Source organism: Thermostichus sp. MS-CIW-40, assembly GCF_054058315.1.
The window spans coordinates 101634-127308 of sequence record NZ_JBSSAC010000002.1 but is presented as its reverse complement, the minus strand read 5'-3'; the positions used below and the strand labels follow the sequence as shown (position 1 = coordinate 127308).

Below are 25675 nucleotides of genomic sequence, written 5' to 3'. Positions count from 1 at the left end.
TTTGAGGCTCAGATGGTTGAGATGCGGCAGGGCTTTGCAGCCCAAATCTCCGAGATCCGGGCTGAACAGCAACGATCTGCCGAGCGCTTTGAGGCCCAGATGGCCGAAATGCGAGCCGAGCAGCAGCGGTCGGCTGAGCGCTTTGAGGCTCAGATGGTTGAGATGCGGCAGGGCTTTGCAGCCCAAATCTCCGAGATCCGGGCTGAACAGCAACGATCTGCCGAGCGCTTTGAGGCTCAGATGGCCGAAATGCGGGCCGAGCAGCAACGATCTGCCGAGCGCTTTGAGGCCCAGATGGCCGAAATGCGGGCCGAGCGGCAGGCTATGGAAGCCCAACTCCAGACCGAAATCCAGGAGATCAGGGCGTTGATCCAACAGAACCAGGAGCGGATTCGACAGAACGAAGAGCGGGGAGACGAGCTGGAGGTGGCCATACAGGAGTGCCGCCGAGATATGCAGGCTGGGTTTGCCGAACTGAGGGAAGCGCAAGCCATGATGATGGAGCAATTTCGGGAGCGCGATGGCCGCCTGATCGAGGCTCAACTCAGCTTTATTCGGGAGATGCGGGAAATGCAACGGGAAGTGGCGGAGCTGCGACTGGATTTTCTCAATCACATGCGCCAATACCACCCACCTGTCGAACGTTAAATGGCTACGGCAGCACCTGGGCGGTCACCTCAGCTTGCGGTCGTAGGGGTAGCGGGGGATGGCTCTGTGGCTTCCTGGGGGATCCCCCCCCTTTCCCAAGCCAGGGTTTTGGCAGGAGCCCCTCATCTGCTCCGGCACTTTACCGATCATCCGGCCCGCAAGATCCCGCTCACCGGGCCGGTGGAAAGTTGGATCCCGCTTTTGCAGCAGGAGATGGCTCAGGGATCCCTAGTTTTGTTGGCCAGCGGGGATCCGCTTTTTTTCGGGATCGGGCGGCTGTTGACGGAGTATTTCCCAGCGGAGCGGTTGGCCTTCTATCCGCAGGTGAGCTCGGTGCAGCTGGCCCTGAACCGCCTGCAGATCCCCTGGCAGGAGGCGACCATCCTCAGCCTACACGGGCGGGGAGTGGAGCGGTTGGAAGCCGTTCTCAAGCAGGGATCCCCTGTGATCGTGGTGCTCACCGATCCGGAGCATACACCGACCGTCTTGGCCCAGTTCATTGCCGACCTGCGGCTGCCGGTGCGTTACCAAGCCTGGGTCTGTAGTCAACTGGGATCCCCTCAAGAACAGGTCGTGCCCCTCCAAGAAGGGGAAGACGCCGTTTTCCCCAGCCCCAACGTTGTGGTGCTGCGACGGGTAGAACCGGAGCCAGATCCCCATCGCTGGCCTTTGGTAGGGATCCCGGACGACCAGTTCTACACCTTTCCCGACCAGCCCGGCTTGATCACCAAGCAGCCCATCCGCCTGCTCACCTTAGGATCCCTGCAGCTCCCCCAAGAGGGCGTGGTGTGGGATATCGGTGCCGGCACCGGCTCGGTGGCCATCGAAATAGCCCGCCTCTCTTCTCGGCTCCAGGTCTATGCTGTCGAGCGCAACGCCATGGGCATCTGTCTGATTCGGCGCAACCGGCAACGCTTTGGCCCAGAGAACCTGCAGGTGATCCCGGGGGCAGCCCCCCAAGTGTTGGCCAACTTGCCCGACCCAGATCGGGTGGTGCTGGGCGGCGGCGGCAAAGGGATCCGCGACCTGCTGCCGGTGGTGGAAGCCCGCCTGCGGCCTGGAGGGATCTTGGTGGCCAACTTCGCTACCCTAGAAACCTGCAGCGAGGCCCTGCAATGGCTGCGTTCGCGCGGCTGGCAAGTTCGAGTAGATCACGTTCAGATCTCCCGCTCTGCCGTCCTGGCCGAGGGCACCCGCTTTGCCCCCCTGAACCCGGTTTACCTGCTGCAAGGGATCCCTTCAAATTGGAAAGCCCAGTAAGCCCCCCGTTGCTCTGCTTTCCCTTCTCCCTGTGGGGGAGGGAAAGTTATCCCTCGTCCTCCTCATCGGCGGTGAACCCCGGTCGGTACAGGTAGGCGGAGGAGGGACGGTTGGTCTTCTTGATTTGGTCTTTGATGGATTCCAGGTCGATGTAGCGATCCGCCAAGTTGATCAGTTGATCGCTGGTCATGGAACGCAAGCTGACCACCTCCACTCGTGCCCCTTGGTAGCTAACGGCATTGACCGCATAGGCCAAGTCTCCATCGCCGCTCACCAGCACAGCCGTCTCATACCAGCGCACCAGCGACAGCATATCCACGGCAATTTCCACATCCAGGTTGGCTCTCTTGGATCCATCGGGCAACTGGGTTAGCTCTTTGGTAACCACGCGGTAGCCATTGCGGCGCATCCAGAGCAAAAACCCCTGCTGCTTTTCGTTGTTGCGATCGACGCCGGTGTAGAAAAAAGAGCGCAAAAGGGGCGACCGACCACTCAGAGTCTTCAGCAGACGGGTGTAGTCGATCTCAATGCCCAGTTGCAGAGCGGCGTAGAACAGATTAGACCCGTCGATGAATATGGCCACACGCCCACGGTTGTCCTGCAAGGGATCCGCAGGCTGAAAGCCGGGATCAGTATCAAGACGCAGCATTCGGGTTTTCTTCTCCAAGTTTTGACAAAAGGGCAGAAAAAAGAGGTGTTAAATGGGTTTAATCGCCAATACAGCTCTTTCCGGCAGCACTGACTACAGCTAATGCAGACGCCTCTCTTGTGCGATAGGGATCTTACTGCTTCCCAGAGTGATCTGCAGAATTCCCATGAAGTCGGAAAAAGCCGTAAAAGGCTGCCCCAAGCCTTGGGACACATGATTCACCCTAGCGCAGGAGAGACGATCCACGGAGAAGATTTCCAAAATCCTAAAGAAAAAATACCTACGATAAGGAGAGGCTTTGGGGATGGAGTGCGGGGATGGGCCGGTGCCTTACCGCTTTTCGAGCCCCTTGCACAGAGGGGTGCTGCGCAGCCGCTACAAGCGGTTTTTGGCCGATGTGGAGCTGGAAAACGGGCAACAGATCATCGCTCATTGCCCCAACACGGGGCCGATGAGTGGGGTCTGTCAGGTGGGGGCACCTGTGTACCTCTCCCATCACCCGGAGCCGAAACGGAAACTGGCCTACACCTGGGAGATGATCCAGGTGGATGGAGTATGGGTGGGGATCAACACCAGCTTGCCCAATCGCCTGGTGGACTGGGGGCTGGAGCGAGGGTGGTTTCCCCAGTTGGCAGGATTTTCCCGCCGGCAACGGGAGGTGACCTGCGGCAAGAGCAAAATCGACTTTCTGCTGACAGGAGACGCTGGCTCGGCCTATCTGGAGGTGAAGAACACCACCTGGGCCAAGGGATCCCGTGCGCTGTTTCCCGATACGGTGACCACTCGCGGTCAAAAACACCTGGAAGATTTGATCGCGGTGCGCCAACAGGGTCAGCGGGCTCTGCTGCTGTACTGGATCAATCGCGCCGATTGCACCGAGTTTGCCCCCGGCGAAGAACGGGATCCCCGCTATGCCCGTCTGTTTCGTGAGGCCCTGCAGGTCGGGGTAGAGATGTTGCCCTATCGGGTCGAGGTTTCGCCGGCAGGGATCCGACCCTTGGGTTTGGCCAAAATCGTTGTCTAGGCACCCCAAAAGAAGGGGCAAGCTCTCTGGAAACGGCTGGGGATCGCCTATAATTCTGTTTTCTCCAGATTCTTCCATTTTCCAGGCATTTGAGGACCATGAGCGAACCTTCCTCCCGTCCTCATCACATTGTCCTGACTTCCCATCCCTCCCCTCATGGGACGCAAGCCCAGCCGATTCGCTGGGGATCCTTGGATCCACTGCAGCGGGGGCCGGTGGTGGGTAGCCTAACCAATCTTGCCCATCGCAATGTCATCGGCACTCATTCGGGAGCCTACGCTGTCTATCGGGCATTGGCTGTGGCCAGTGGCTCTCTGCAGGCGGATCACCGCGCCGATTTAACCCATACTGCCCCGGTGGTGTCGATTGGCCCTCACCCAAGCTGGGGAGATCCAGACCGGATTGTGTCCTTGGATCCCTGGGGAGCGGTTGTGGGGGAAGTCTTTGCTCCCCTCTATGCCCAGGGCTACGATATTCGCCCTACTATTGCCATTACTCAGGCCCACATCCACATGCCAGAACTGCAGGAGGCGGTCAACAAAGGGCGGTTACGGGTGGATGGCCGGATCCTCAAAGACAACGGCAGCCTGGTGGTCACCAAAGCCGCAATCGAGCCGGTCTGGTACCTGCCGGGGATCGCCAAACGATTGCAGGTGAGCGAAAGCCTGCTGCGCCGCACCCTCTTCGAGCAAACGGGAGGCATGTTTCCAGAATTGGTGACCCGTCCAGACCTATCGGTGTTTTTGCCGCCCATCGGTGGCCAGACGGTGTACATCATCGGGCAGGTGGCTGCCATCACCGACCCGGCCTTGCCCCTGGCGGTGCGGGTTCACGACGAATGCAATGGTTCCGATGTGTTTGGCTCGGATATTTGCACCTGCCGCCCCTACCTGGTGCATGGCATTGAAGAATGCGTTAAGACGGCCCAGGCCGGTGGAGCTGGGGTGATTGTGTACCTGCGCAAAGAAGGCCGCGCCTTGGGGGAGGTGACCAAATTTTTGGTCTACAACGCCCGCAAGCGCCAGGAAGGAGGGGATCGGGCCGATGCCTACTTCGCCCGTACCGAGTGTGTGGCAGGGGTGCAAGACATCCGCTTTCAGGAGCTGATGCCGGATGTGCTCCATTGGCTGGGCATAACCCGAATCGATCGCCTGATTTCCATGAGCGACCTCAAGTATCGAGCCATCACCAACTCCGGCATTGAGGTTCTGCAGCGGGTGCCCATCCCAGAAGAGCTGATCCCGGCGGATGCCCGTGTGGAGATCGAGGCCAAAAAAGCTGCCGGCTACTACACTGAGGGTGAGGTGCTGGATGCGGAGCGGCTGGCCCAAATCCGAGGAAGAGCCTTGGTGGAGTGAGCGGGATCCCTCATGCAAGTGGCCACCTGGAATGTCAACTCCATTCGCACCCGGCTGCCTCAGGTTTTGGCTTGGCTGGACAGCCAGGGATCCCTGGATGTGCTCTGCCTGCAGGAGACCAAGGTGGTAGATGAGGACTTTCCCCGGACGGCTTTTCAGGAGCGGGGCTTTCATGTGGAGGTCTACGGGCAAAAGTCCTACAACGGTGTGGCTCTGATCAGCCGGGATCCCCCGGAAAAAGTAGAACGGGGGTTTGGTGCGCTGCTGCCTGCGGCGGCAGATTTGGACGAGCAAAAGCGGCTGATGAGCGCCATCTACCGCGGGATCCGTATTCTCAACCTTTATGTGCCCAACGGTTCTGAGGTGGGATCGGAAAAATACGCCTATAAATTGCGCTGGCTAGCCACGCTGAAGGATTACCTAGCGGTTGCCCTGAGCCAAGGGGATCCCATCTTGCTCTGCGGGGACTTCAACATTGCCCTGGAAGATCGGGATATTTACGATCCCCAAAAAGCGGGAGAAATCATGGCTTCCGAACCGGAGCGACAAGCCCTGCGGGAGATCCTGGCTTTAGGGTTTGAAGATGCGTTTCGCAGGTTCACCCCAGATCCCGGCCATTTTAGCTGGTGGGACTATCGCTCGGGGGGGTTTCAAAGGAATCGCGGCTGGCGCATTGATCATCATTATCTGTCTCGTGAGCTACAGGAGAAAGCCACCGCTTGCTGGATCGATGTTGAGCCACGGCGGGCCGAAAAACCCAGCGATCATGCCCCTGTCATTGTTGCCCTGGATATTTAAGCGCCTTGTTATAGTCATTTCAAGCTAGGTTGAGACACTCCCCAAACGCTCCCTGCCACTGCCTTCACCCCTTCTCTCAGAGGAAGAGGGGAGCCAGGCGGAAATGTTTCATTCCTGTTTAAATGACCATAACAGCTCATACCAACCAGCCATCCAATTAAAATGGAGCGGCCTCTTCGAGAATTTTCAGCAGGTGTTGCCGCTGTTCTGAGCTGAGGACCTGTCGCATTTCCAGAACTGCCTCAAAACGTTTGGCATTTACTTCTTGGCTTAGCTGTTGTACCCGCTGAAATTGAGCTGCCACTTCTGACTCAGGGGCATCGCCGACCAGCAACTCCCGCAATCGACCGCGGGCTGCCCTCAACTCCAAAATGCGCTCCAACAACTCTTCCTGTTTGCGGTGGCGGATCTGCTGCAATTGCCGCAACTGCTCGTCGGAGAGGTTCAGCTCCCGCAAATTGCGAGCAAAGGGGCGGCGCAAATCCATCATTCGCAGGGGGCGGGGTTGGCCCATCACCGGTTCACCCAGGGATCCCAGGTAGAGTGGCAAAATGGGGATCCAAATCCAAGCATTTCTCATGGTTCTTTGCAGGCTTTTTCTAAGAATCTGACCAAGAATCTGACCAAGAATCTGACCAAGGTCTCAGAAGTCTCAGCGGTGTAATGGTCAATGAAGGGGGATATTCGTGAGGCTGATGGATTTAGGATCCCTCTGGATCGCGTTCTATCCACCAAGTTTCGGTTTCTGTTCCCTCTGGGCTCAGCAAGCTTCCCCAAGTGCTCACCAAAAAACTTTCTAGGGCTTCGGTCTCCTGGGCCACCACCTGTACCTGCCAGCGCTGATAGCCAATCCAGCCCAGCAAAGCGCCCGCCAAAAGGGAGATGCCAACCCAACGCCAAGGGTGCTTGAGCCGGCCATGAAGTGGATGAGTCGCCACAACTTGAAGGATCTGCTCCTCCAGCCCAGAGGCCGCAGGGGGAGGGAGGGGGCGATATTGACGCAAAAAGTGGCGCAGCCGCTCGTCTGCTAGGGGGTTGGGGTGCTCACTCATAGGGTAATGCCCTCCTGAAGTAGGTGTTGACGGATGGTGGCACGGGCGTGAAACAGCCGGGACTTCACCGTTCCCACCGGGATCCCTAAAATCTCGGCGATTTCTTTCTGGGGCAGATCTTCTAGGTCGTGCAGAATCAGAACCATTCTGTGTTCAGGGCTAAGCTGAGCCATGCCTCGCTGTAGAGCCTGTTGGTAGTGCAAGTGCATCAGGTCGGGGCCAGGGTGAGCGACATCCGATCCGAGGGCCAGGTTTTGGGTTTGGGAGTGTTGCCGGGCGCAGCGCCGTCGCTGATCTGAGGCCACATTCCAGCAGATGCGATACAGCCAAGTGGAAAACTGGGCCGAGCCGCGAAACCGAGGCAACCCTTTCCAGGCACGAATAAACACTTCCTGTACCAGGTCATCCAAAAGATCGGCTCCACACAAGGGATAGAGGATATTCCGTACCGACTGCTGGTATTTGCGGTAGAGTTGGCGAAAGCTCTGGCTGTCGCCGTTGAGGCAGCGCTGGATCAGCTCCCAATCGGATGTATCCTTTGCCGCCTGCACGAGAGGACGCTCCCTTGTTCTCAACCTTGCTTTGTCTGACTCCCAATGCCCCCAAAAGGTTCAAAGGATCCCTGTCTACGATGGCCCTACACTTCCCGCCAAGCAAGATATGGTCGTTTAGGCTAGAGTGAGATACCTGGGCTATACGAGAAAAGCCTTATGGCCCCATGCATTATTGCTCCGCAGCGCTGACGCGACGACGCGACCAATGTTTTAGGTGTGGGTGCAGTGTCCTAGTTTGAGTCGAAATGACCATACCGGCATCTTCTGATTGCCGTTTTCCCTCAAAGGATACCCGCCGGCAGGTGTAGACAAGCCAATCCCTCTTGCCTGTTCGCACTTTCTCAATCCCAATTCTGTTGAATTCTATTGGCTCGTCGACCTACAATTCCAATAACACCAAAAAGAGGGAATGAAAAGCTGATCTTCATGCCTGCCTGGCCATGGCCAAAACAACTCAGATAACCGATAAACCCGATCTGTTTGGATTCCTCTATCGTCACCCGACGCTCACCCTTGCCATTCTGTTGGGGCCACCTCTCATTTGGTTGCTGGTCTTTTACTTGGGGCCGCTGCTGGCGCTGCTGCAAAGTTTTTATCATCTGGATCCCTTTACCGGCCTGATCCTGAGAAAGTTGACTTTGGCCACCTATCGAGAGCTGCTCACTCCGGCCAATGTGGATATCTTTGTCCGCAGCTTGACTATGGCTTTGGCAGTCACTTTGGCTGCCATTGTGTTGGCTTTTCCTCTGGCTTATACCATGGTCAGACTGGCCTCTCCTCGCTGGAAGGGCTTTTTGTATTTGTTGGTGCTCCTACCGCTTTGGTCTAGTTATTTGATTCGGGTTTATGCCTGGAAGTTGATCTTGGCTAAAGAAGGGATCCTTACCTATCTACTCACCCATGTGGGCCTACAGGGCTGGGTGGAAAAGATTTTGCAGTTGCCCGGGATCGGTGGGCCATCGCTGGCTGTATCCAACTTGGGTATTTTCTTGGTGTTTCTCTATGTTTGGCTGCCCTATATGATTCTGCCGATCCAGGCGGCTTTGGAGCGAGTGCCTGATAGCTTAATTGAGGCTTCTGCAGATTTGGGAGCTCAGGGTTGGCAAACGTTCCGCCATGTTACTCTTCCCCTCGCCTTGCCAGGGATCCTGGCCGGGTCGGTCTTCACCTTTTCCTTAACGCTAGGAGATTTTGTGGTGCCTTATTCTCTGGGCAATTCCAGCTATTTCATCGGGCAGGCAGTTCTCGCCTTTCAGGGCACCTCTGGCAACATTCCCTTGGCGGCAGCCTTCACGGTTGTGCCGATGGGGATCATGACCGTCTATCTGCTAGTGGCCAAGCGGCTGGGGGCTTTTGAATCGGTGAGCTGACCCGATCAAGGATTTTTCCAACACATGAGGAGCCAACTGAGCTAGGCTGGTAAGTGTTAACGAATGTATCGGGCTGTCCCTATGGTGCTCTTTGGCTTTGGCAAACTTGGCAAGAAACTGTCCCTGCCCAAACCGGAAGAAGCCTTGCCGGGCCGGGCCGAGCCGATGGTGATCGTGAATCGGCATTTTGTCAATGGCCATCCGCTGCAGCCGCCTTTTCCCGAGGGCATGGAGCTGGCCATGTTCGGCATGGGCTGCTTCTGGGGGGCAGAGCGCAAGTTTTGGCAGGTGCCAGGGGTGTTCAGCACAGCGGTGGGCTACGCTGGCGGGTTTACCCCCAACCCCACCTATGAAGAGGTCTGTACTGGCCTGACTGGCCACAACGAGGTGGTGCGGGTGGTTTACGACCCAGCTCAGGTCAGCTATGCCCAACTGCTGAAGGTGTTTTGGGAAAATCACGACCCTACCCAGGGGATGCGCCAAGGCAATGATGTGGGCACCCAATACCGCTCCGGCATCTATGTGTATTCTCCGGCGCAGCGGGAGCTGGCGGAAAAAACCCGCGATCTCTATCAGCAGGCCCTGACCGCCCACGGCTACGGCCAGATCACCACCGAGATCTTAGACGCGCCTGAGTTTTACTACGCCGAAGACTACCACCAGCAATATCTGGCCAAGAATCCGCGCGGCTACTGCGGCCTGGGGGGCACTAAGGTTTGTCTGCCAGAGATCCTCACCGAGCCCGTCTGATCCACACCCTGACGGATCAAAAGATCCGGCGGGAATGGGATCCCCGCTCAAGGAACTCCCTAGCCACTAGGGTTACCACCGCCAGCAAGGAGAGCACCACCGCCGCCGCATAGGCTGAGCCGGTGGCATAACTGCGGTAGGCATCTTCCACGAACAGGGGCAAGGTCTGGGTGCGGCCAATGATGTTGCCGGAAACCACAGCCACAGCGCCGAACTCCCCCATGGCGCGGGCATTGGTCAAGATGACGCCGTACAGAAGGCCCCAGCGGATGTTGGGCAGGGTGATTCTCCAGAAGATCTGCCAGGGGGTCGCCCCCAGCGTTTTGGCGGCTTCTTCCTGGTCGGTGCCTGCCTCCTCCAACACCGGCAACACTTCCCGCGCCACAAAAGGAAGGGTGATGAAAGCCGTTGCCAACACAATGCCCGGAAATGCAAAGATAACCCTCCAGGATCCCAGCCAACCCTGACGCCCGAAGATGAGCACCAGCATTAGGCCGGCCACCACCGGGGAAATGGAAAAGGGCAGATCGATCAGGCTCAGCAGCAGCGCCCGCCCCGGAAAACGCCGATGAGCAATGGCCAAGGCAGCACAGAGGCCGAAAAAGGTATTGAGGGGCACAACGACCAGGGCGGTTAGCACCGTCAATCGCAGGGCACTGAGCAACTCCCGCTCTGTCAGGCGATGGAGAAAGGCTGGGATCCCTTCTCGAAACGCCTGATAGAAGATGTTCACCACCGGGATCCCCAGCAGCAGCGCGATGTAGAGCCCGACGATCCCGATCAACAGGCCCGACAGCCATGTTGAGGGCTTCGGTTTGACACCTGCTACCTCGTCAGGTTTCATGGCGACTTCCCCAGGCTTGCAGAAGGTTAATTACCACCAGCGACAGGAAAGAGATCCCCAACATCACCGTTCCGATCACGGTTGCCCCAGCATAGTCGTGTTGTTCCAGCCGCTGAATCACCAGCACCGCCGCAATCAAGTCCCGAAAGGGAATGCTGGAAGCGATGATCACCACAGAGCCGTATTCCCCCACGGCGCGGGAAAACCCTAGGGCTACCCCGGTGAGCACCGCCGGCAGGATCTGGGGCAGCACCACGCGCCGGAAGGTCTGAAAGCGGGAAGCCCCCAAACTCCAGGCTGCCTCTTCCACATCTTTCTCCAGCTCCTGCAACACCGGCTGCACCGTCCGCACCACAAAGGGAAAAGAAATAAACAGCATCGCCACCCCCACCCCCAAGCGGGTAAAGGAGATGCGGATCCCCAAGGGGGCCAAAAGGGATCCAATCCAGCCGTTGCTGCTGTAAACCGTTGCCAGGGTGAGGCCGGCCACGGCGGTGGGCAAAGCAAACGGCAGATCGATCAACCCCTCGAGAAGCTTTTTGCCGGGGAAGGCGTAGCGCACCAGCACCCAGGCAGTCAGGGTGCCCATCACGCCGTTGATCAGGGCCGCCAGCAACGCGGTTACAAAAGTAACTTCATAGGCGGAGAGGGCCACGGGATCCGTCGCGATCCGCCAAAACTCCGCCCAGCCCACGCTGCTGGACTTGGCGATCAAGGCAGCCAGCGGCAGAACCAACATCAAGAAGAGATAGCCCAGGGTCAGCCGCCACGGCCAAGACAGTTGAGACAAAGCCTGCAGCAACGCTTCTCAAGCTCCCACCGGCATTGCGGTCATTTCGGTTTTTTTGTCGTTTTTTTTGACGGGAAAGGCTTTCACCACCTTGGGGCGCACATAGACCTGCTGCCCCACCTGCAGGGGTTGGTTGGCGTATTGCTCGCGGCTGAGATGGGCCCACAGGGATCCGCCATCGCTCAAGACCAGCTCCGCCTGGATCTCCCGCCCTAGGTGGATGATCTCTTTGACCCAAGCCGAGACACCGCTGCTGGTGGGGCTGAGCTCGATTTGGACATCATGGGGGCGCAAGAAAAGCCGATGCGGGCCGGCCTGCGCTTCAGGGAGCTGGCAGGATAATACGGAGCGGGGCGAGAGCTCGTTGACCGGGCCAATAAAGCTCATGACAAAGGGGGTGGCCGGATGGTCGTAGATCTCGGCAGGGGATCCCACCTGTTCGATCCGCCCCTGGTTCATCACCACGATCTGATCCGCCACCTCCATGGCTTCCTCTTGATCATGGGTTACAAATACCGTTGTCACATGCACCTCATCGTGCAGGCGCCGCAACCACTTGCGCAGCTCTTTGCGGACTTTGGCATCCAGGGCCCCAAAGGGCTCATCCAACAACAACACCTGCGGCTCCACCGCCAAAGCGCGGGCCAGGGCCACCCGCTGCCGCTGCCCCCCAGAGAGTTGAGAGGGGTAGCGATCCCCGAACCCCGATAGCTGCACCAGCTCCAACAGCTCATCCACTCGCGCCCGGATCTCGGCCCGTGAAGCCTTGCGGATCTCCAAGCCAAAGGCGATGTTCTGCCGCACCGTCATGTGCTTGAACAGGGCGTAGTGCTGAAAAACAAAACCAATGTTGCGCTCCTGGACGCTGGCATGGGTAGCATCCCGCCCGGTGAGGGAAATCCGCCCCGTATCCGGCTTTTCTAGGCCGGCAATCAGGCGCAGCAGGGTGGATTTGCCAGAACCCGACGGCCCCAAGAGGGCAACCAGGGATCCCGTGGGAATGGTGAGATCGGTGGGGTGAAGGGCCTGAAACTCGCCAAAACGCTTCGATACCCCTTCGATGGTGATACCCATAGGTTCTGCCTAGCTAGTGGTTTGCCTGAGAAGTTGCTGGATCGGTTGCCGGCTGAGTCTTCTGGAGAGGGTGAGGGCAGTTAAACTCGCGGCTAATCTACGGTAAACCTGTCAACAAACCGTTGATACAGCTCCCAGGATAACTTGAACGGGGATCCAAAACAAGGGAGACTCCCTACAACTGAGCTTGGATGCGGTCAAACAAGGCCCCATCGGCAAAAAAGCGGCTTTGGACAACCTCCCAGCCGCCCAGGTCGGCGACGGTAACCCGCTTCTCAACAGGAGGGTAACGCCAGGCAAACTCTTGGGCCACTGTGGGTTCTACCGGGCGAAAGCCCACCTCGGCAAAGGCCCGCTGCGCTTCTGGGGTGAATAGGTAGTCCACAAAGGCTTCGGCCACGGCACGGGTACCTTTGCGATCCACATTGGCATCCACCACGGCTACGGGGTTGTCGATGGAAATGTTGGGATCCGGCACCACATAGGACAGGGATTGGCCGCGCAAGCCCGCCAGGATCACCTCATGTTCGTAGGTGAGCAGGGCATCCCCTTGCCCTTTTTGGAAAAAAACATCGGTGGCCTCTCGTGAGTCCCGCGGCAAAATGCGGACATTCTTGTAGACCTGGGTGGTGAAGGCCAGAGCCTGGGGTTCAGGGACAGCGCTCCAGAGGGCTAAAAAGTTCCAGCGGGCGCCCCCTGAGGTCTTGGGGTTGGCGGTAACCACCTGCAAGCCGGGCCGAGCCAGATCTTGCCAAGAGCGGATCCCCTGGGGGTTGCCCTCCCGCGTTACAATTACTGCCACCGAACGGGTAACGATCCCTTGGTTGGGGGTACGGGCTTCCCATCCCGGCTGGATGAGACCGGCAGCCACGAGGCGCTCCACATCCAGGGCCAGAGCCAAGGCCACCACATCGGCATCCAGCCCGTCAATAACTGCCCGCGATTGCGTTGCCGAGCCGCCGTAGCTGCTTTCTACGCGCACCCGTTGCCCCGTTTTCGCCAGCCAATCGGCCTCAAAAGCAGGGATGATCTGCCGGTAGGCATCCCGCGTCACCGCAAAGGAGGCCAGGAGAATCGCTACTTCCTCTCTGGATCCCCCTGAGCCCATACCGCTGACACAACCACTGAGGCCAAGAAGAAGGCCAAAAATTAGGGATCCCATCCCCAGCCACCGCCCCATGCTCACCGGCAGCCTGCGGATCCCGGCCCCAACTCTCCCAGACCAGACCACCTCGATTGCTGAGGGGATCCCCCATTTGTTCGCAGGTGTCCCTTCAGTGTTCATAGCAATCCCCAAAAACTTCTCCTCCTCCTCAGAGGGAGTCCGCCCTCACCCCCAACCCCCCTCCCAAAAGGGGAGGGGACAAGCGCCAGGACTCTTCCCGTCTTATTCTACGGTAAGCCAGTCGGTAAACCGTTTTTAGTTCTCTGGGGATCTCTAGGGGGAGCAGGTGGCGAGGATTGGCGGATCGGAGATTAAAGCCAGAGCAGCCTTGAGGATCCCGGGATCCTCTGGAGAAGGGCGCAACTGAAACCCCAGCCGCTGACACAGGCGGCGCATGGCCTCGTTTTCGCAAAGAACCTCGCCGGTGAGGTGCTGGATCCCTTCGCAGCGGGCCACCTGAATGAGGCGGGTCAACAGCTCTGTGCCAATCCCTTGCCGTTGGTAGGGATCCGCCACCAGCATGGCAAACTCTGCTTCTTGGGGAAAGCCATGTTTTCTGGAGAGGCGGCTGATGCCGAGGATTAAGGACTTCGTCCCGCTGACGCGATTGGCCTCTGGCTCCTGTTTTTCTGCTACTAAGGCAATCTCGCGGTCGTAATCGTTAAAGCAAATGCGGGTAAGGCGCTCGTGGGCGATGCGGGCGCTGTATTTGATCGGGTGGAAGTAGCGCAGATAGACGCTGTAATCGGAGACGTGGCGGTGAAAATCGATCACCAAAGGCTCGTCTTCAGGGCGAATGGGGCGAATGGTGATGCCGTCCCGGAAGCTCCAGATGTACTGGGTGGGATAGGGGCGGATGGCCAAGGGCACCTGGGGATCCTGCTCGGTTCGCAAAATAACGCGGGCATCGAGGGCCACCAACCCCTTGGCAGAAGCCAGCAGCGGGTTGATGTCAATTTCTCGGATGTCCTGCTGCTCGGCCACCAGTTGGCTAAAGCGCACCAAGAGCTGTTCCAGGGCCTCCAGATCGACAGCTGGGCGTCCGCGTACCCCCCTGAGGGCCTTGTAGATGAGGGTGTTTTCCATCAGGCGCCGCGCCAAGGTGGTGTTGAGGGGGGGAAGGCCAATGGAGCGATCCTGAAACACCTCCACCAGTTGTCCGCCACTGCCAAACAGCAACACCGGCCCAAACTGGGGATCCTGGCTGCTCCCCAGGATCAGCTCATAGCCATCCGTGTCCACCATCGGCTGCACCGTGACCCCCTGGAAGTGCTCCGGCCCCGCTTTCTCGCTGACGTTGCGGAGGATTTGCCCGAAGGCCCGGCGCACCGCCTCAGCATCGGGCAGGTTGAGCTGCACGCCGCCCACATCGGTTTTGTGGGTGAGGGTGTGGGAGTAGAGCTTCACCACCACTGGGTAACCCATGGCCTCGGCAGCTTCCACTGCTGCTTCGGGGCTCTCGGCCACCCGCGTCGGCACCACCGGGATCCCGTAGGCGGCCAGGATTTCCTTAGATTCGACCTCCGTGAGAAGCGTGCGGCCTTCCCGCCTCGCCTGGGCAAGGGTTTGCTGCACTTTTTCCTGCTCCACTGGCCTGGTGGGAGCCAGGGTGGGGGTTTCGTAGAGGGCCTTGAGGTTGTCACTAAAGCGCCACAAATAGCCGAACACCCGCGCCGCTTGATCCGGGTAGCGATAGGTGGGGATCCCGGCTTGGTTGAGGATGTGCTCGCCCGCATCCACGCCAGCTCCCCCCATCCAACTGGCCAGGATAGGCTGCCGGGATCCACTGCGCCGCCAGGTCTCCACCACTTTCTCGGCAGTGGCCGTGGGATCCGTCATGGCTTGGGGGGTGAGGATGACCAGACAGCCCTGGCTGCCGGGATCTTGCAACACCACTTCCAAAACTTGGGCAAAGCGCTCCGGATCGGCATCCCCCAAAATGTCAATGGGATTGCCGTGGCTCCAGTGGGGGGGCAAGATCCGCTCAAGCTGCTCCAGGGTTTGGGGGGAGAGCTGGGCCAGGGATCCCCCGGCGCGAATGAGGGCATCGGTGGCCAGCACCCCTGGCCCGCCGGCATTGGTGAGGATGGTCAGGTGAGGGCCCTGAGGACGGGGCTGTTTGGCCAGCACCTCCGCCAGGTCGAAGAGATCTTCAATGTGATCCACCCGCAGCACGCCGCAACGGCGGAAGGCCGCATCCAACACTGCGTCGCTGCCGGTGAGGGAGCCCGTGTGGGAAGCGGCTGCTTGGGCTGCCGCCTGGGTGCGCCCCGCCTTGATGACAATGATGGGCTTGCTCAGGGCCACCTCTCGGGCCGCGGACAGAAAAGAGCGGGCATCCCCGATGGATTCCATGTACAAGACAATGCTGTGGGTATGGGGATCCTCGCCCAAGTAGTCGATTAAGTCTCCCCAGCCCACATCCAGCATCGATCCCAGAGAGATAAAGGCGCTGAAGCCCACATTTTCCTGCAGGCTCCAGTCCAGGATCGAGGTGCACAGGGCCCCACTTTGGCTGATGAAGCCCACATTGCCGGGCCGGGCCATCTGGGCAGCAAAGGTGGCGTTTAAGCCCGTGTGGGGGTTTTGGATCCCCAGGCAGTTGGGGCCAATCAAGCGCAGCTTCCCAAGGACTCCGTCTTGCTGGCGCGATTGGATAGTCTGCTGAATTTGCTTCTCCAGCTCCCAGCCAGCAGGGCCCGTTTCCTTGAAGCCTGCTGAAAGAACAATGGCGCCCTTGACCCCGGCTTCTACGCACTCCTGCACCACCTTGGGCACCCCCGCTGCCGGAATGGCGATAATGGCCAGATCCACCGGCTCCGGCAGAGCGGACAGCCGCTCGTAGGCCCGGATCCCCAACACCTGGTGCCGCTTGGGATTGACCGGGTAAACCGTGCCGCCAAAGGGGTGGCTAATGAGGTTCCACAACACCGTCCGCCCCACGCTGCCCTCCCGCTCCGTGGCCCCCACCACCGCCACCGAACGGGGCAGAAAAATGGGATTCAGGGGATGGGATCGGGCCCTCCAGATATCCACACTGGGATCCAGTCGTTGCCACATACCCTACTCCTTAGGCCAACACTGGTTCCGGCTGGTGGTAGAGAGCAGAATCCACCCGGCAGCCCCGATAGGCCAAAACGTACAGCTCCTTCATGTCTTGAATGAGGGGATAGCGGGGGTTGGCGCCGGTGCATTGGTCGTCAAAGGCTTGCTCCGCCATGGTCTCCAGACGGTCGTAAAACTCCCGCTCTTTCTCCCCCAGGGCCTCGCGAATGGTGGCCGGGATCCCCAGTTTCCGCTTGAGTTCTTCGATGGCCTCGATGAGGCGCATGACCTTTTCATCGTCATCCGCCCCGCCCAACTGCAGGTAATCGGCAATTTCCGCGTAGCGGTGTTTGGCGTTGGGATAGCGGTATTGGGGAAAAATGGCCTGCTTAAAGGGGGCGTCGGTGGCGTTGTAGCGGATGACGTGGGTAATCATCAGGGCATTGGCCAGGCCGTGGGGCAGATGGAAGGTGGATCCCAGCTTGTGGGCCAGGGAGTGGCACACCCCCAAAAAGGCGTTGGCAAAGGCCATGCCGGCAATGGTGGCGGCGTAGTGGACTTTTTCCCGCGCTTCGGGATCCTCGGCGCCCTTCTCGTAGGCCCGCGGCAGGTAGGTCATCAGGAGCTTGATGGCCTGCAGGGCAAGCCCATCGGTAAAGTCGCTGGCCATCACCGACACATAGGCTTCCAGAGCATGGGTGAGGGCATCGATGCCGCCGTAAGCCGTTAGCTTCTTGGGCATCTTTAAGGTGAGATCCGGATCCACAATGGCCATGGTGGGGGTGAGGGCGTAGTCCGCCAGGGGGTATTTGATCCCCACCCGGTCATCGGTCACTACGGCAAAGGGCGTCACCTCGGATCCCGTGCCGGAAGTGGTGGGGATGCAGATGAGCTGAGCTTTTTGTCCCAGTGGGGGCAGCTCGTAAACCCGCTTGCGGATGTCCATAAAGCGCATCGCCAAGCCTTCAAACTCCACCTGGGGCTGCTCGTACATCAGCCACATCACCTTGGCCGCATCCATCGGGGATCCCCCACCGACCGCGATGATCACATCCGGTTGAAACTGGCGCAACTGCTCCAGACCGCGATTGACGTTGCTGAGGGTGGGATCCGGCTCTACATCGTGGTACACATCCCAGCTCACGCGAATCTCATCCAAAACCTGGGTGATGGGATGCAATATGCCCAACTCAAAGAGCGGCTTATCGGTCACCAAAAAGGCGCGTTTTTTGCCGGCCAATTCCCGCAGAGCAATGGGTAGACATCCGGGCTTGAAGTAAACCTTGGGCGGGATCCGAAACCAGAGCATGTTTTCCCGACGTTGGGTTACCGTTTTAATGTTGAGCAGGTGGCGCGGCCCCACATTCTCGGAGATCGAATTGCCTCCCCAAGTGCCACAGCCCAAAGTCAGAGAGGGATCCAGCTTGAAGTTGTAGAGATCCCCAATGGCCCCTTGTGAAGAGGGAGTGTTGATCAACACTCGCGCCGTTTGCAGGGCATTTTCAAAGTAGGCAATATCGTCCCGATTGGCGGGATCTGTATACAAAACAGAGGTGTGTCCCCGCCCGCCGAAATTGACCAGTTGGACAGCAACATCTACGGCGCTGTGAAAATCGTTGGCGCGGTAGAGGGCCAAGATGGGGGCCAATTTTTCGTAGGAGAAGGGCTCCTCCGGCCCCACCTTCTCCACTTCCCCAATCAGCAGTTTGGTGCCTTCGGGTACCTGGATACCGGCCAGGGCAGCGATGGTCTGCACCGACTGGCCCACAATGGCCGGATTTAGGCGACCGTCTTTGAGAAGGATGCGGCGCACTGCTTCGGTTTGTTCCAGATCCAAAATGTAGGCCCCCCGATGGCCGAACTCGGCCTTGACCTGCTCGTAGATGGCATCCACCACCACCACTGCCTGTTCTGAGGCACAGATCATGCCGTTGTCGAAGGTCTTGCTCAACAAAATCGAGCTGACAGCCATGGGAATATCGGCACTGGCATCGATCACTGCCGGGGTATTGCCCGCTCCCACCCCCAAAGACGGGTGGCCCGAAGAATAGGCCGCTTTAACCATGCCAGGCCCGCCGGTAGCCAAGATCAGCTTCACCTCAGGATGCTGCATCAAAGCCTGGGACAGCTCGATGGTGGGCTCGTCGATCCAGCCGATCAACCCCACAGGAGCGCCCGCTGCCTCGGCAGCTTCCTTAACCACTTTGGCTGCGGCAATAGTACATTTTTTGGCGCGGGGATGAGGGGAAAAGATAATGCCGTTGCGGGTTTTGAGGGTGATCAGAGCCTTGAAAATTGTCGTCGAGGTAGGGTTGGTTACCGGCACAATACCTGCCAAAAGCCCTACTGGTTCAGCAATGCGCTCGTAGCCAAAGCTCTCATCCCGCTCGATAACCCCGCAGGTTTTCTCGTGTTTGTATTTGTTGTAAATGTATTCCGAGGCAAAGTGATTTTTGATCACCTTGTCCTCCACAATACCCATGCCGGTTTCCTGTACCGCCAGCTTGGCCAACGGGATCCGTTCGTTGTTGGCAGCCAGAGCGGCTTTGTGAAAAATCCGGTCTACTTGTTCTTGGGTGAAAGTTGCATATTCAGCTTGGGCAGCCTTCACCTGCTGGATCAAGGTTTCCAGCTCGGCTAGATTGGTTACTGGCATCGGTGGATCCCTCCAAAACTCATCAAGACTTAGACGATAGGAACAATTGACAATCGGATAGTTGGAAATAGTCGAATAACCCGAATGGCAATCTAGGCGCCAACAGGAGCAGGAACTTGGATTTCGGTGGTCAGGGTGGGAGGATGGGTGAGCGTATTGTGAATGATGCAGGCATCAACTGCTTTTTCCAGCCCCTTTTGATGCCTTCCGTCCAGCGGGATCCCAGTTTTTACACGAATGTGAATGTTGTCTAGGCGAGCCGGATGCTCAACTTTCTCCGCCGTGACCACCACCTCTAGTCCACTGGGATCCAACTGCCGAGCTTCCAGATATTTGACGGCATAAAAACCAACACAGGCGCCCAGAGAAGCCAGAAACCATTCCGGCGGCGTCATTCCCTGATCTCGACCGTGATTGTCCAAAGGCTGGTCGCTGAGAATGCGGTGCCCTCGGCTTTCCGCTTGGAACTGAACACCATCGCGGTAGGTGACGCAAACTTCCATTGGGGATCCCTCCTCTTGGGGTATTCTTCAGTTCACATAGAGTCCGTAAAGTTAGCCTGGGGATCAACTTGGATTCCAGTCAGCTCAGGGCCAATCTGGAGACGGTGCAGAGATTAACTGTGAATCACTTCGGATCTAAGCGTGACCTGGCTATGCTGACCCAAGCCGCAACTGCAGAATTGTCAAATAGCCACCAGTCCTTGATCCCGAAAGATTTGTAAGGCGTGATTCACCTGTTCGGGTGTGGGTGGATCGACATCGGCAAGGGTGTAAGGCAATCCCAATTGCTGCCATTTGTATTCCCCCATCTTGTGAAAGGGCAAAACTTCCACTCGCTCCACGTTGGATAAGGTGGCCACAAACTCGGCCAGGCCCTTAATGTTTTCCTCGGGATCCGTCAAGCCGGGAACCAGCACAAAACGAATCCAGGTAGGCTTGTGGATCTGGTCTAAATAGCGGGCCAGATTAAGAGTGGGTTCTAGCGAAACGCCGGTAACCTTTCGATACAGCTCCGGCAGATAAGACTTGATATCCAGCAACACCAAATCTGTATGCTCCAACACAGGCTTGGCTGCTTCCAGTTGCCCATAGCCAGAAGTATCCAAAGCCGTGTGCAAGCCCAACTGATGACAGCGACGGAAGATCTCAGCTACAAAGGTGGGTTGCATTAAAGGCTCTCCCCCGGTAGCCGTAACTCCCCCCCCTCGCAAGTAATTCTTGTAACGTTGGATCTCGGCAATCAAAGACTCAACCGTAACAAGCTGTCCCGCCTGCGGATCCCGACAGTCAGGGTTGTGGCAATACAAACAGCGAAGTGGACAACCCTGTGTAAAAATTACGAAGCGGATTCCTGGCCCATCGACGGTGCCACAGGTTTCCACCGAGTGAATGCGCCCAGCAATTGGTGTCAGGGGGTTCATAACGGTATCCATACTTTTATCCTGGATGACTTTTGCAAAATATCAATCAATCTTGAGGTTTTCTTCCAGATTGCTAACTCAGGTTAAATAGAACACAGTTTCCATTTCTCTTTGGATTAGGTTGGGACTAGATTTTTTTAGATCCCTAGGGTCTTTTAGCTAGACCGCTGCTATCCTGGCTGGAAGGGAGAAAGGGGGATAAAAAGCCGAAAGGGCAGCTTGGGGATCCCACCCAGCTCAGACCGATGGGTCGTGTGGGCTAGGCACGGAGGTATCCACCGTGATGCCGTGCAGGCGGTGGGCCTTGGGATCGAAATCCTTCGGGAAATGGGTATAGGCATCGAAATCTGCGTGATCCAACAAGGCTCCTTCTAAGAGCGCCCCTCGAAAATCGCTGCCAAAGAGGAGACATCCCCGCAAATCGGCTCCCGATAGGTTAGCTCCGCTGAAGTCGGCAAAACTGAGATCGCACCCCCGCAAATTGGCCCCCGCCAAGTTGGCCCCACTGAAATCGGCATAGCTGAGATCGGCGCCAGCCAAATGGATCCCCTGCAGGTTAGCCCCCTGCAAATCGATCTCCCGAAAATCGCGCCGTCCTGAGGCATACTGGCTGACCAGATCCGCAGCGCTACAAACAGTCATGATCATCGGGCCTCCTCGGTTATCGATGGGGGATCCCTTCCATCGACCCCGGTATGGGCGGACTTCAGGGATCCCCAGGCTGGTCTTTTAGCAGTGTTGATGGAACGTGCGGTTAATGACATCCAGTTGCTGCTCGCGGGTGAGCTTGATGAAGTTCACCGCATAGCCGGAAACCCGGATGGTGAGCTGTGGGTAGAGCTCCGGGTGCTCCATGGCATGCAGCAGGGTCTCGCGGTTGAGAACATTGACGTTGAGGTGGAAACCGCCATCCCGCATGTAGCCATCCAGCAGCCCCACTAGATTGGCAACCCGCTCCTCCGCTGTGCGACCTAGGGCCGCCGGCACAATCGAGAAGGTGTTGGAGATCCCATCCAGAGCGTCGTCGTAGGGCAGCTTGGCCACCGAAGCCAGCGACGCCACCGCCCCCTTGGTGTCCCGGCCGTGCATGGGGTTGGCCCCTGGGGCAAAGGGTTCGCCCGCTCGCCGCCCATCGGGAGTATTGCCGGTTTTCTTGCCGTAGACCACGTTGGAGGTGATGGTGAGGATGGACTGGGTGGGGATGGCATTGCGGTAGGTCTTGTGCTTGCGCAGCTCGGCCATGAAGGTCTGCACCAGTTGCACCGCAATGGAGTCAACTCGGTCGTCGTTGTTGCCGTATTTGGGGAAGTCGCCCTCCACCGCGTAATCCACCACTAGGCCCCGCTCATCCCGGATGGCCCGTACCCGCGCGTATTTGATGGCGGATAGGGAGTCGGCTGTTACCGACAGGCCGGCCAACCCAAAGGCCATGGTGCGCAGCACGTCCCGGTCGTGGAGGGCCATCTCCAGGCGCTCGTAGCAGTACTTGTCGTGCATGTAGTGGATGATGTTCATGGTGTTGACGTAGGTTTTGGCCAGCCAGGCCATCATCTGCGCCATGCGCGGCCACACCTCGTCGTAGTCCAGGACATCGGCGGTGATGGGGGCGAAAGCAGGAGCCACCTGCTCGCCGGAGATCTCATCCCGACCGCCGTTGATGGCATAGAGCAGGCACTTGGCCAAGTTCACCCGCGCTCCAAAAAACTGCATCTGCTTGCCGATGCGCATGGCCGACACACAGCAGGCGATGCCGTAGTCATCCCCCCAGTAGGGGCGCATCAAGTCGTCGTTTTCGTACTGGATGGAGCTGGTTTCAATGGAGACCTTGGCGCAGTAGCGCTTGAAGGCTTCCGGCAGCCGCTCCGACCAGAGCACGGTCAAGTTGGGCTCGGGCGCTGGGCCAAGGTTGTAGAGGGTATGCAGCATGCGGAAGCTGGTTTTGGTAACCAAAGGCCGCCCATCCAGGCCCATGCCGCCGATGCACTCGGTAACCCAGGTGGGATCCCCGCTGAATAGCTCGTTGTACTCGGGCGTGCGCAAAAACCTGACCATGCGCAGCTTCATAACAAAGTGGTCAATGAGCTCCTGGGCCTCTTCCTCGGTGAGGATCCCGGCCTGCAGATCCCGCTCGATGTAGATGTCCAGGAAGGTGGACACCCGCCCCAAGGACATGGCCGCCCCGTTTTGCTCCTTGACGGCTGCCAGGTAGGCCAGGTACAGCCATTGGATGGCTTCGCGGGCGTTGGCTGCCGGACGGCCCAGGTCAAACCCGTAGCGGGATCCCATCTCTTTCAGCTCTTGTAGGGCCTTAATCTGCTCGGAGAGCTCCTCCCGCAGGCGGATGGTCTCTTCGTCCATCGTGTCCAGGTCTAGACTGGCTTTTTGGGCCTGCTTGTCTTCGATGAGCCGATCCACCCCGTAGAGGGCCACCCGCCGGTAGTCCCCAATGATGCGACCCCGACCGTAGGCATCGGGCAGGCCGGTGATGATCCCGGAGCGGCGGCAGCGGCGCATCTCTTCGGTATAGGCGTCAAAAACGCCGTCGTTGTGGGTTTTGCGGTACTGGGTAAAAATTTCCTTGGTGCGGGGATCCAGCTCGTAGCCATAGGCTTTGAGGGAAGACTCCACCACGCGGATGCCGCCAAAGGGCATGATGGCCCGCTTCAGGGGTTTGTCCGTCTGCAGCCCCACAATTTGTTCCAGCTCTGGGTCGATATAGCCAGGGGCGTGGCTGGTGATGGTAGAGGGAACAGCGGTATCGGCATCTAGGATCCCTCGCTCTCGCTCCAGAGCCATCAAATCCTTGACCTTGGCCCACAGCCGCTGGGTGCGCTCGGTGGCTGCAGCTAAGAAGGTTTCATCACCGGTGTAGGGGGTGTAATTGCGCTGAATAAAGTCTCTGACGTCGATGGAGCGCTGCCAGGCTCCCGGCGCAAAATCGCTCAAAACTTTTTGACCGGCTGCGTTGGATCCTGTCCTTGGTTCCGCCTTCAATTCTGTAGGTGATGCTACAGAACGCTGCACACTGGCAACCATAACAATCCTCCCGGCTATTACGCCTGATAATCTATCGACAGGGCGAGGCAGCACCCCGGCCTTTGCCCCACGCAGGCTCTAAAAGAGAGCTAAAGAACCAATAGATCTCTGCAAGTAGATCTCTGCAAGGCTTATAGAGATCCAGAGATCCTACGAAGGGCTTTTAGCAACTCTTCTGTTTCTTTTTTAGGCGTTCTAAATACACCTCGCCTGATTTAATTTTAGTCCCTTGCGCTCTGGGATATTTTCGGTTGCGTGATTTTTTAATCTTATTTTCATCCTATTTTTTAATGCTGTTTTAATATCTTCTTAACGTTGTTTTACGCTTTTCCATCGGCAAATGGCGGGCCTATGCTGAGGTAGGACGGCCCAGGTCGTCTGTTGCCGTGAGAACGTCAGGATACTCGGCCTTTGCCTTAGCAGTGCCTTGCTCTATGAACCAGTCCAATCGAATCGTCCAAGGGATCCATCACCTGCACTTCTATCTTTGGGATCTGCCCCGTTGGCAGGAACACTTTTGTCAAGTTTGGGGCTTCCGAATGGAAGGACAGCTCGGCAGTACCCTCTGTCTGCGTCAGGGATCCCTGCGCTTGCGCCTGTCTCAGCCTGCTTGCCCTGGGGATGAGGTGGATCGCTATTTGCAGCAACATTCGCCTGGGGTGGTGGATGTGGCCTTGGCGGTGGAGGAGCAAGAGCTGTTGGGCTTGGCAGAGCTTTTGCAGAGGCGAGGAGCCCAAGTGGAGTGGATCCCGGCAGAAGACGAAGGCTGCCCTGCTCTGTGCCTGCGCACTCCTTATGGACTCAGGCATTCTTTGATCCCCAGCTCAGGGATCCCCGATTCAGCCCCTGCTGAGGAGAACCTGTTTTCCCACTGGGATCATGTGGTGTTGAATGTGGAGCGGGGATCCCTGCAGGCAGCGGCGGATTGGTATGAGCAGGTGCTGGGTTGGCGGTCTCTGTATCGCTATAGCATCCGCACCAACACCTCTGGCCTAGAAAGTGTGGTGGTGGGAGATCCTGAAGCCGGGATCCAGTTGGCCATCAACGAGCCCACCTGTGCCGCTTCCCAGATCCAGGAGTTTTTGGATGCCCATCATGGCCCTGGCCTGCAACATGCGGCGTTGCACAGCTCAGATGTCTTCGCCAGTGTGCGCCGGCTGCGACAGGGAGGCGTAAACTTTCTGCAGGTGCCACCGGAGTACTACACAAACCTGGCAAGGGAGCTGGCCTCTGGAGCAGTACTCCCTTCTGGTGGGTTGCCCACCATCTCCTGGCACGACTTGGTGGAGCAGCAGCTCCTTTTGGATACCACCTTGCCTGCCTCTGATTCCCGACACCCCCCCCTGTTGTTGCAAACCTTCACTCAGCCTCTGTTTGGCCGGCCCACGTTTTTTTTCGAGGTCATCCAACGGTTGGGTGGAGCCACAGGCTTTGGCGAAGCCAACTTTCAAGCCCTGTTTGAAGCTCTAGAACGCCAACAGCGACAACGGCAGCAAGCCCTGGTCTGCTAACACCCTTGAGCACCAGGGGAATGTCTCCAGTTAATCAACACGATTGATTGCCCCTGAGTTTCCAGCCGATATTCGGGTATGCGGAAGGCGGTCAGTCGGTGTTTTCGTTGCTCACAAAGGCCGACCCATTGGCCTGGGGTTCGGGCGATTCCAGCGCGTATTTGAGCGCATGCCAGGCCAGGTTGGCGCATTTGATGCGCACTGGAAATTGGGCTACCCCTTTCATGGCGTTCAAAGCCCGTTGCTCCCGCGGGAACTCTTCGCCACCGCGCATCATGGCTTGGAAGCGCTCCACCAACTGCAGAGCTTCGGGGATGGTGCGCCCCCGCACCGCATCCGCCATGAGATCGGCAGAAGCCAGGGCAATGGCACAGCCTGCCCCCTCGAATTTGATATCGACAATCCGCTCCTGGCTGGGATCCAGTTGTAAGGTGAGGTCGATGGTGTCGCCACAGGAGGGGTTGTGGCCACGTTGGTGGCGGTGGACGGGATCCACTCTGCCGAAGTTGTGGGGCTTTTTGTACCGCTCCAGAATGACTTGCTGATAGAGTCCGCGCAGGTTATCTAGAGGCATTGTTGCTCCTGGTTGGTCGCTGCTCTGGCCGGTCGGCAAAAGTCGATCCGCTCATAGCCCATTGCCGCCGGGAATAGCCATAGTTCTCAGATAT

Annotated in this window: 23 protein-coding genes; 8 read left to right on the top strand and 15 right to left on the bottom strand. The window is 58.1% G+C overall.

The window, feature by feature from the left end; translation table 11 throughout:
• Window positions 1-648, top strand: a 648-nt coding sequence (locus ACVWXF_RS01720; protein WP_457404094.1) for a hypothetical protein, incomplete at its 5' end; no start/stop codon positions are given.
• Window positions 649-1908: a precorrin-6y C5,15-methyltransferase (decarboxylating) subunit CbiE gene (gene cbiE / locus ACVWXF_RS01715; protein ID WP_457398042.1), complete on the top strand. Its 1260-nt coding sequence runs from the start codon at window positions 649-651 to the stop codon at window positions 1906-1908.
• 46 nt (window positions 1909-1954) lie between these two features.
• On the opposite strand, the gene ACVWXF_RS01710 is transcribed toward cbiE, so the two are convergent.
• Complete coding sequence (locus tag ACVWXF_RS01710; RefSeq protein WP_457473466.1) at window positions 1955-2557, bottom strand: LabA-like NYN domain-containing protein; 603 nt, start codon at window positions 2555-2557, stop codon at window positions 1955-1957.
• 304 nt (window positions 2558-2861) lie between these two features.
• Here ACVWXF_RS01710 and sfsA point away from each other — a divergent pair, with 304 nt between their 5' ends.
• From sfsA to xth, 3 genes are all read left to right on the top strand, one after another.
• The gene (sfsA, locus tag ACVWXF_RS01705) at window positions 2862-3581 is read left to right on the top strand and encodes a DNA/RNA nuclease SfsA (RefSeq protein ID WP_457473465.1); all 720 of its coding nucleotides are present in this window, start codon (window positions 2862-2864) and stop codon (window positions 3579-3581) included.
• 98 nt (window positions 3582-3679) lie between these two features.
• The gene (locus ACVWXF_RS01700; RefSeq protein WP_457473464.1) at window positions 3680-4939 is read left to right on the top strand and encodes a GTP cyclohydrolase II; all 1260 of its coding nucleotides are present in this window, start codon (window positions 3680-3682) and stop codon (window positions 4937-4939) included.
• A gap of 12 nt (window positions 4940-4951) precedes the next feature.
• Window positions 4952-5737, top strand: coding sequence for an exodeoxyribonuclease III (gene xth / locus ACVWXF_RS01695; protein ID WP_414416310.1), 786 nt, complete (start codon window positions 4952-4954; stop codon window positions 5735-5737).
• A gap of 157 nt (window positions 5738-5894) precedes the next feature.
• Here the strand turns inward: xth and ACVWXF_RS01690 are convergent, their stop codons facing one another.
• The 3 genes from ACVWXF_RS01690 to ACVWXF_RS01680 form a co-directional block, all read right to left on the bottom strand.
• Window positions 5895-6317 (bottom strand): Spy/CpxP family protein refolding chaperone, encoded by a 423-nt coding sequence (locus ACVWXF_RS01690; RefSeq protein WP_414343944.1) that lies wholly within the window; start codon window positions 6315-6317, stop codon window positions 5895-5897.
• A 121-nt stretch (window positions 6318-6438) separates the two neighbouring features.
• Window positions 6439-6789, bottom strand: coding sequence for a hypothetical protein (locus ACVWXF_RS01685; protein WP_414343942.1), 351 nt, complete (start codon window positions 6787-6789; stop codon window positions 6439-6441).
• On the bottom strand, window positions 6786-7340 hold the full coding sequence (locus ACVWXF_RS01680; RefSeq protein ID WP_457473463.1) for a sigma-70 family RNA polymerase sigma factor: 555 nt from the start codon (window positions 7338-7340) through the stop codon (window positions 6786-6788). The genes ACVWXF_RS01685 and ACVWXF_RS01680 overlap by 4 nt, the downstream gene beginning before the upstream one ends.
• A 443-nt stretch (window positions 7341-7783) precedes the next feature.
• Here ACVWXF_RS01680 and ACVWXF_RS01675 point away from each other — a divergent pair, with 443 nt between their 5' ends.
• A complete protein-coding gene (locus ACVWXF_RS01675; RefSeq protein WP_457473462.1) occupies window positions 7784-8713 on the top strand; it encodes an ABC transporter permease in 930 nt (309 codons plus the stop codon).
• Window positions 8714-8794: 81 nt separating this feature from the next.
• The gene (gene msrA / locus ACVWXF_RS01670; protein ID WP_414330118.1) at window positions 8795-9463 is read left to right on the top strand and encodes a peptide-methionine (S)-S-oxide reductase MsrA; all 669 of its coding nucleotides are present in this window, start codon (window positions 8795-8797) and stop codon (window positions 9461-9463) included.
• A 16-nt stretch (window positions 9464-9479) separates the two neighbouring features.
• On the opposite strand, the gene cysW is transcribed toward msrA, so the two are convergent.
• The 10 genes from cysW to pflB all read right to left on the bottom strand — a co-directional run bounded on the left by cysW (window position 9480) and on the right by pflB (window position 23496).
• A complete protein-coding gene (gene cysW / locus ACVWXF_RS01665; RefSeq protein WP_414343939.1) occupies window positions 9480-10307 on the bottom strand; it encodes a sulfate ABC transporter permease subunit CysW in 828 nt (275 codons plus the stop codon).
• Window positions 10297-11109: a sulfate ABC transporter permease subunit CysT gene (gene cysT, locus ACVWXF_RS01660; protein WP_414330111.1), complete on the bottom strand. Its 813-nt coding sequence runs from the start codon at window positions 11107-11109 to the stop codon at window positions 10297-10299. Before cysT ends, cysW begins: the two co-directional genes overlap by 11 nt.
• Window positions 11110-11115: 6 nt before the next feature.
• On the bottom strand, window positions 11116-12171 hold the full coding sequence (locus tag ACVWXF_RS01655) for a sulfate/molybdate ABC transporter ATP-binding protein (RefSeq protein WP_457473461.1): 1056 nt from the start codon (window positions 12169-12171) through the stop codon (window positions 11116-11118).
• 175 nt (window positions 12172-12346) lie between these two features.
• Window positions 12347-13351: a sulfate ABC transporter substrate-binding protein gene (locus ACVWXF_RS01650; protein WP_457473471.1), complete on the bottom strand. Its 1005-nt coding sequence runs from the start codon at window positions 13349-13351 to the stop codon at window positions 12347-12349.
• A 258-nt stretch (window positions 13352-13609) separates the two neighbouring features.
• A complete protein-coding gene (locus ACVWXF_RS01645) occupies window positions 13610-16396 on the bottom strand; it encodes a bifunctional acetate--CoA ligase family protein/GNAT family N-acetyltransferase (RefSeq protein WP_457473460.1) in 2787 nt (928 codons plus the stop codon).
• A gap of 10 nt (window positions 16397-16406) precedes the next feature.
• Entirely contained in the window at window positions 16407-19037 is a 2631-nt protein-coding gene (gene adhE, locus ACVWXF_RS01640) for a bifunctional acetaldehyde-CoA/alcohol dehydrogenase (RefSeq protein ID WP_457473459.1), read from the bottom strand.
• Window positions 19038-19129: 92 nt separating this feature from the next.
• Window positions 19130-19540, bottom strand: a complete 411-nt coding sequence (locus ACVWXF_RS01635; protein WP_414343934.1) for an OsmC family protein — start codon at window positions 19538-19540, stop codon at window positions 19130-19132.
• A 182-nt stretch (window positions 19541-19722) separates the two neighbouring features.
• Complete coding sequence (gene pflA, locus ACVWXF_RS01630) at window positions 19723-20472, bottom strand: pyruvate formate-lyase-activating protein (protein ID WP_457473458.1); 750 nt, start codon at window positions 20470-20472, stop codon at window positions 19723-19725.
• 225 nt (window positions 20473-20697) lie between these two features.
• A complete protein-coding gene (locus tag ACVWXF_RS01625; protein ID WP_457473457.1) occupies window positions 20698-21108 on the bottom strand; it encodes a pentapeptide repeat-containing protein in 411 nt (136 codons plus the stop codon).
• Between the two features lie 81 nt (window positions 21109-21189).
• Entirely contained in the window at window positions 21190-23496 is a 2307-nt protein-coding gene (gene pflB / locus ACVWXF_RS01620; protein ID WP_457473456.1) for a formate C-acetyltransferase, read from the bottom strand.
• Between the two features lie 434 nt (window positions 23497-23930).
• Here pflB and ACVWXF_RS01615 point away from each other — a divergent pair, with 434 nt between their 5' ends.
• Window positions 23931-25007, top strand: coding sequence for a VOC family protein (locus tag ACVWXF_RS01615; RefSeq protein WP_457473455.1), 1077 nt, complete (start codon window positions 23931-23933; stop codon window positions 25005-25007).
• Window positions 25008-25098: 91 nt separating this feature from the next.
• Here ACVWXF_RS01615 and sufU read toward each other — a convergent pair whose 3' ends face one another.
• Window positions 25099-25581 carry a Fe-S cluster assembly sulfur transfer protein SufU gene (gene sufU, locus ACVWXF_RS01610; protein WP_011434254.1) on the bottom strand — a complete coding sequence of 161 codons (483 nt, stop codon included), beginning with the start codon at window positions 25579-25581 and terminating at the stop codon, window positions 25099-25101.
• Between the last annotated feature and the right edge of the window lie 94 nt (window positions 25582-25675).

What these genes read in the sequence shown, in the direction of transcription:
- cbiE (WP_457398042.1), top strand. Translation starts at nt 649, where the DNA reads ATGGCTACGGCAGCACCTGGGCGGTCACCTCAGCTTGCGGTCGTAGGG.
- sfsA (WP_457473465.1), top strand. Translation starts at nt 2,862, where the DNA reads ATGGAGTGCGGGGATGGGCCGGTGCCTTACCGCTTTTCGAGCCCCTTG.
- ACVWXF_RS01700 (WP_457473464.1), top strand. Translation starts at nt 3,680, where the DNA reads ATGAGCGAACCTTCCTCCCGTCCTCATCACATTGTCCTGACTTCCCAT.
- xth (WP_414416310.1), top strand. Translation starts at nt 4,952, where the DNA reads ATGCAAGTGGCCACCTGGAATGTCAACTCCATTCGCACCCGGCTGCCT.
- ACVWXF_RS01650 (WP_457473471.1), bottom strand. Translation starts at nt 13,351, where the DNA reads ATGGGGCGGTGGCTGGGGATGGGATCCCTAATTTTTGGCCTTCTTCTT.
- ACVWXF_RS01655 (WP_457473461.1), bottom strand. Translation starts at nt 12,171, where the DNA reads ATGGGTATCACCATCGAAGGGGTATCGAAGCGTTTTGGCGAGTTTCAG.
- ACVWXF_RS01615 (WP_457473455.1), top strand. Translation starts at nt 23,931, where the DNA reads ATGAACCAGTCCAATCGAATCGTCCAAGGGATCCATCACCTGCACTTC.
- ACVWXF_RS01635 (WP_414343934.1), bottom strand. Translation starts at nt 19,540, where the DNA reads ATGGAAGTTTGCGTCACCTACCGCGATGGTGTTCAGTTCCAAGCGGAA.
- ACVWXF_RS01690 (WP_414343944.1), bottom strand. Translation starts at nt 6,317, where the DNA reads ATGAGAAATGCTTGGATTTGGATCCCCATTTTGCCACTCTACCTGGGA.
- ACVWXF_RS01710 (WP_457473466.1), bottom strand. Translation starts at nt 2,557, where the DNA reads ATGCTGCGTCTTGATACTGATCCCGGCTTTCAGCCTGCGGATCCCTTG.
- ACVWXF_RS01675 (WP_457473462.1), top strand. Translation starts at nt 7,784, where the DNA reads ATGGCCAAAACAACTCAGATAACCGATAAACCCGATCTGTTTGGATTC.
- ACVWXF_RS01625 (WP_457473457.1), bottom strand. Translation starts at nt 21,108, where the DNA reads ATGATCATGACTGTTTGTAGCGCTGCGGATCTGGTCAGCCAGTATGCC.
- adhE (WP_457473459.1), bottom strand. Translation starts at nt 19,037, where the DNA reads ATGCCAGTAACCAATCTAGCCGAGCTGGAAACCTTGATCCAGCAGGTG.
- pflB (WP_457473456.1), bottom strand. Translation starts at nt 23,496, where the DNA reads ATGGTTGCCAGTGTGCAGCGTTCTGTAGCATCACCTACAGAATTGAAG.
- cysW (WP_414343939.1), bottom strand. Translation starts at nt 10,307, where the DNA reads ATGAAACCTGACGAGGTAGCAGGTGTCAAACCGAAGCCCTCAACATGG.
- ACVWXF_RS01685 (WP_414343942.1), bottom strand. Translation starts at nt 6,789, where the DNA reads ATGAGTGAGCACCCCAACCCCCTAGCAGACGAGCGGCTGCGCCACTTT.
- ACVWXF_RS01645 (WP_457473460.1), bottom strand. Translation starts at nt 16,396, where the DNA reads ATGTGGCAACGACTGGATCCCAGTGTGGATATCTGGAGGGCCCGATCC.
- msrA (WP_414330118.1), top strand. Translation starts at nt 8,795, where the DNA reads ATGGTGCTCTTTGGCTTTGGCAAACTTGGCAAGAAACTGTCCCTGCCC.
- sufU (WP_011434254.1), bottom strand. Translation starts at nt 25,581, where the DNA reads ATGCCTCTAGATAACCTGCGCGGACTCTATCAGCAAGTCATTCTGGAG.
- pflA (WP_457473458.1), bottom strand. Translation starts at nt 20,472, where the DNA reads ATGGATACCGTTATGAACCCCCTGACACCAATTGCTGGGCGCATTCAC.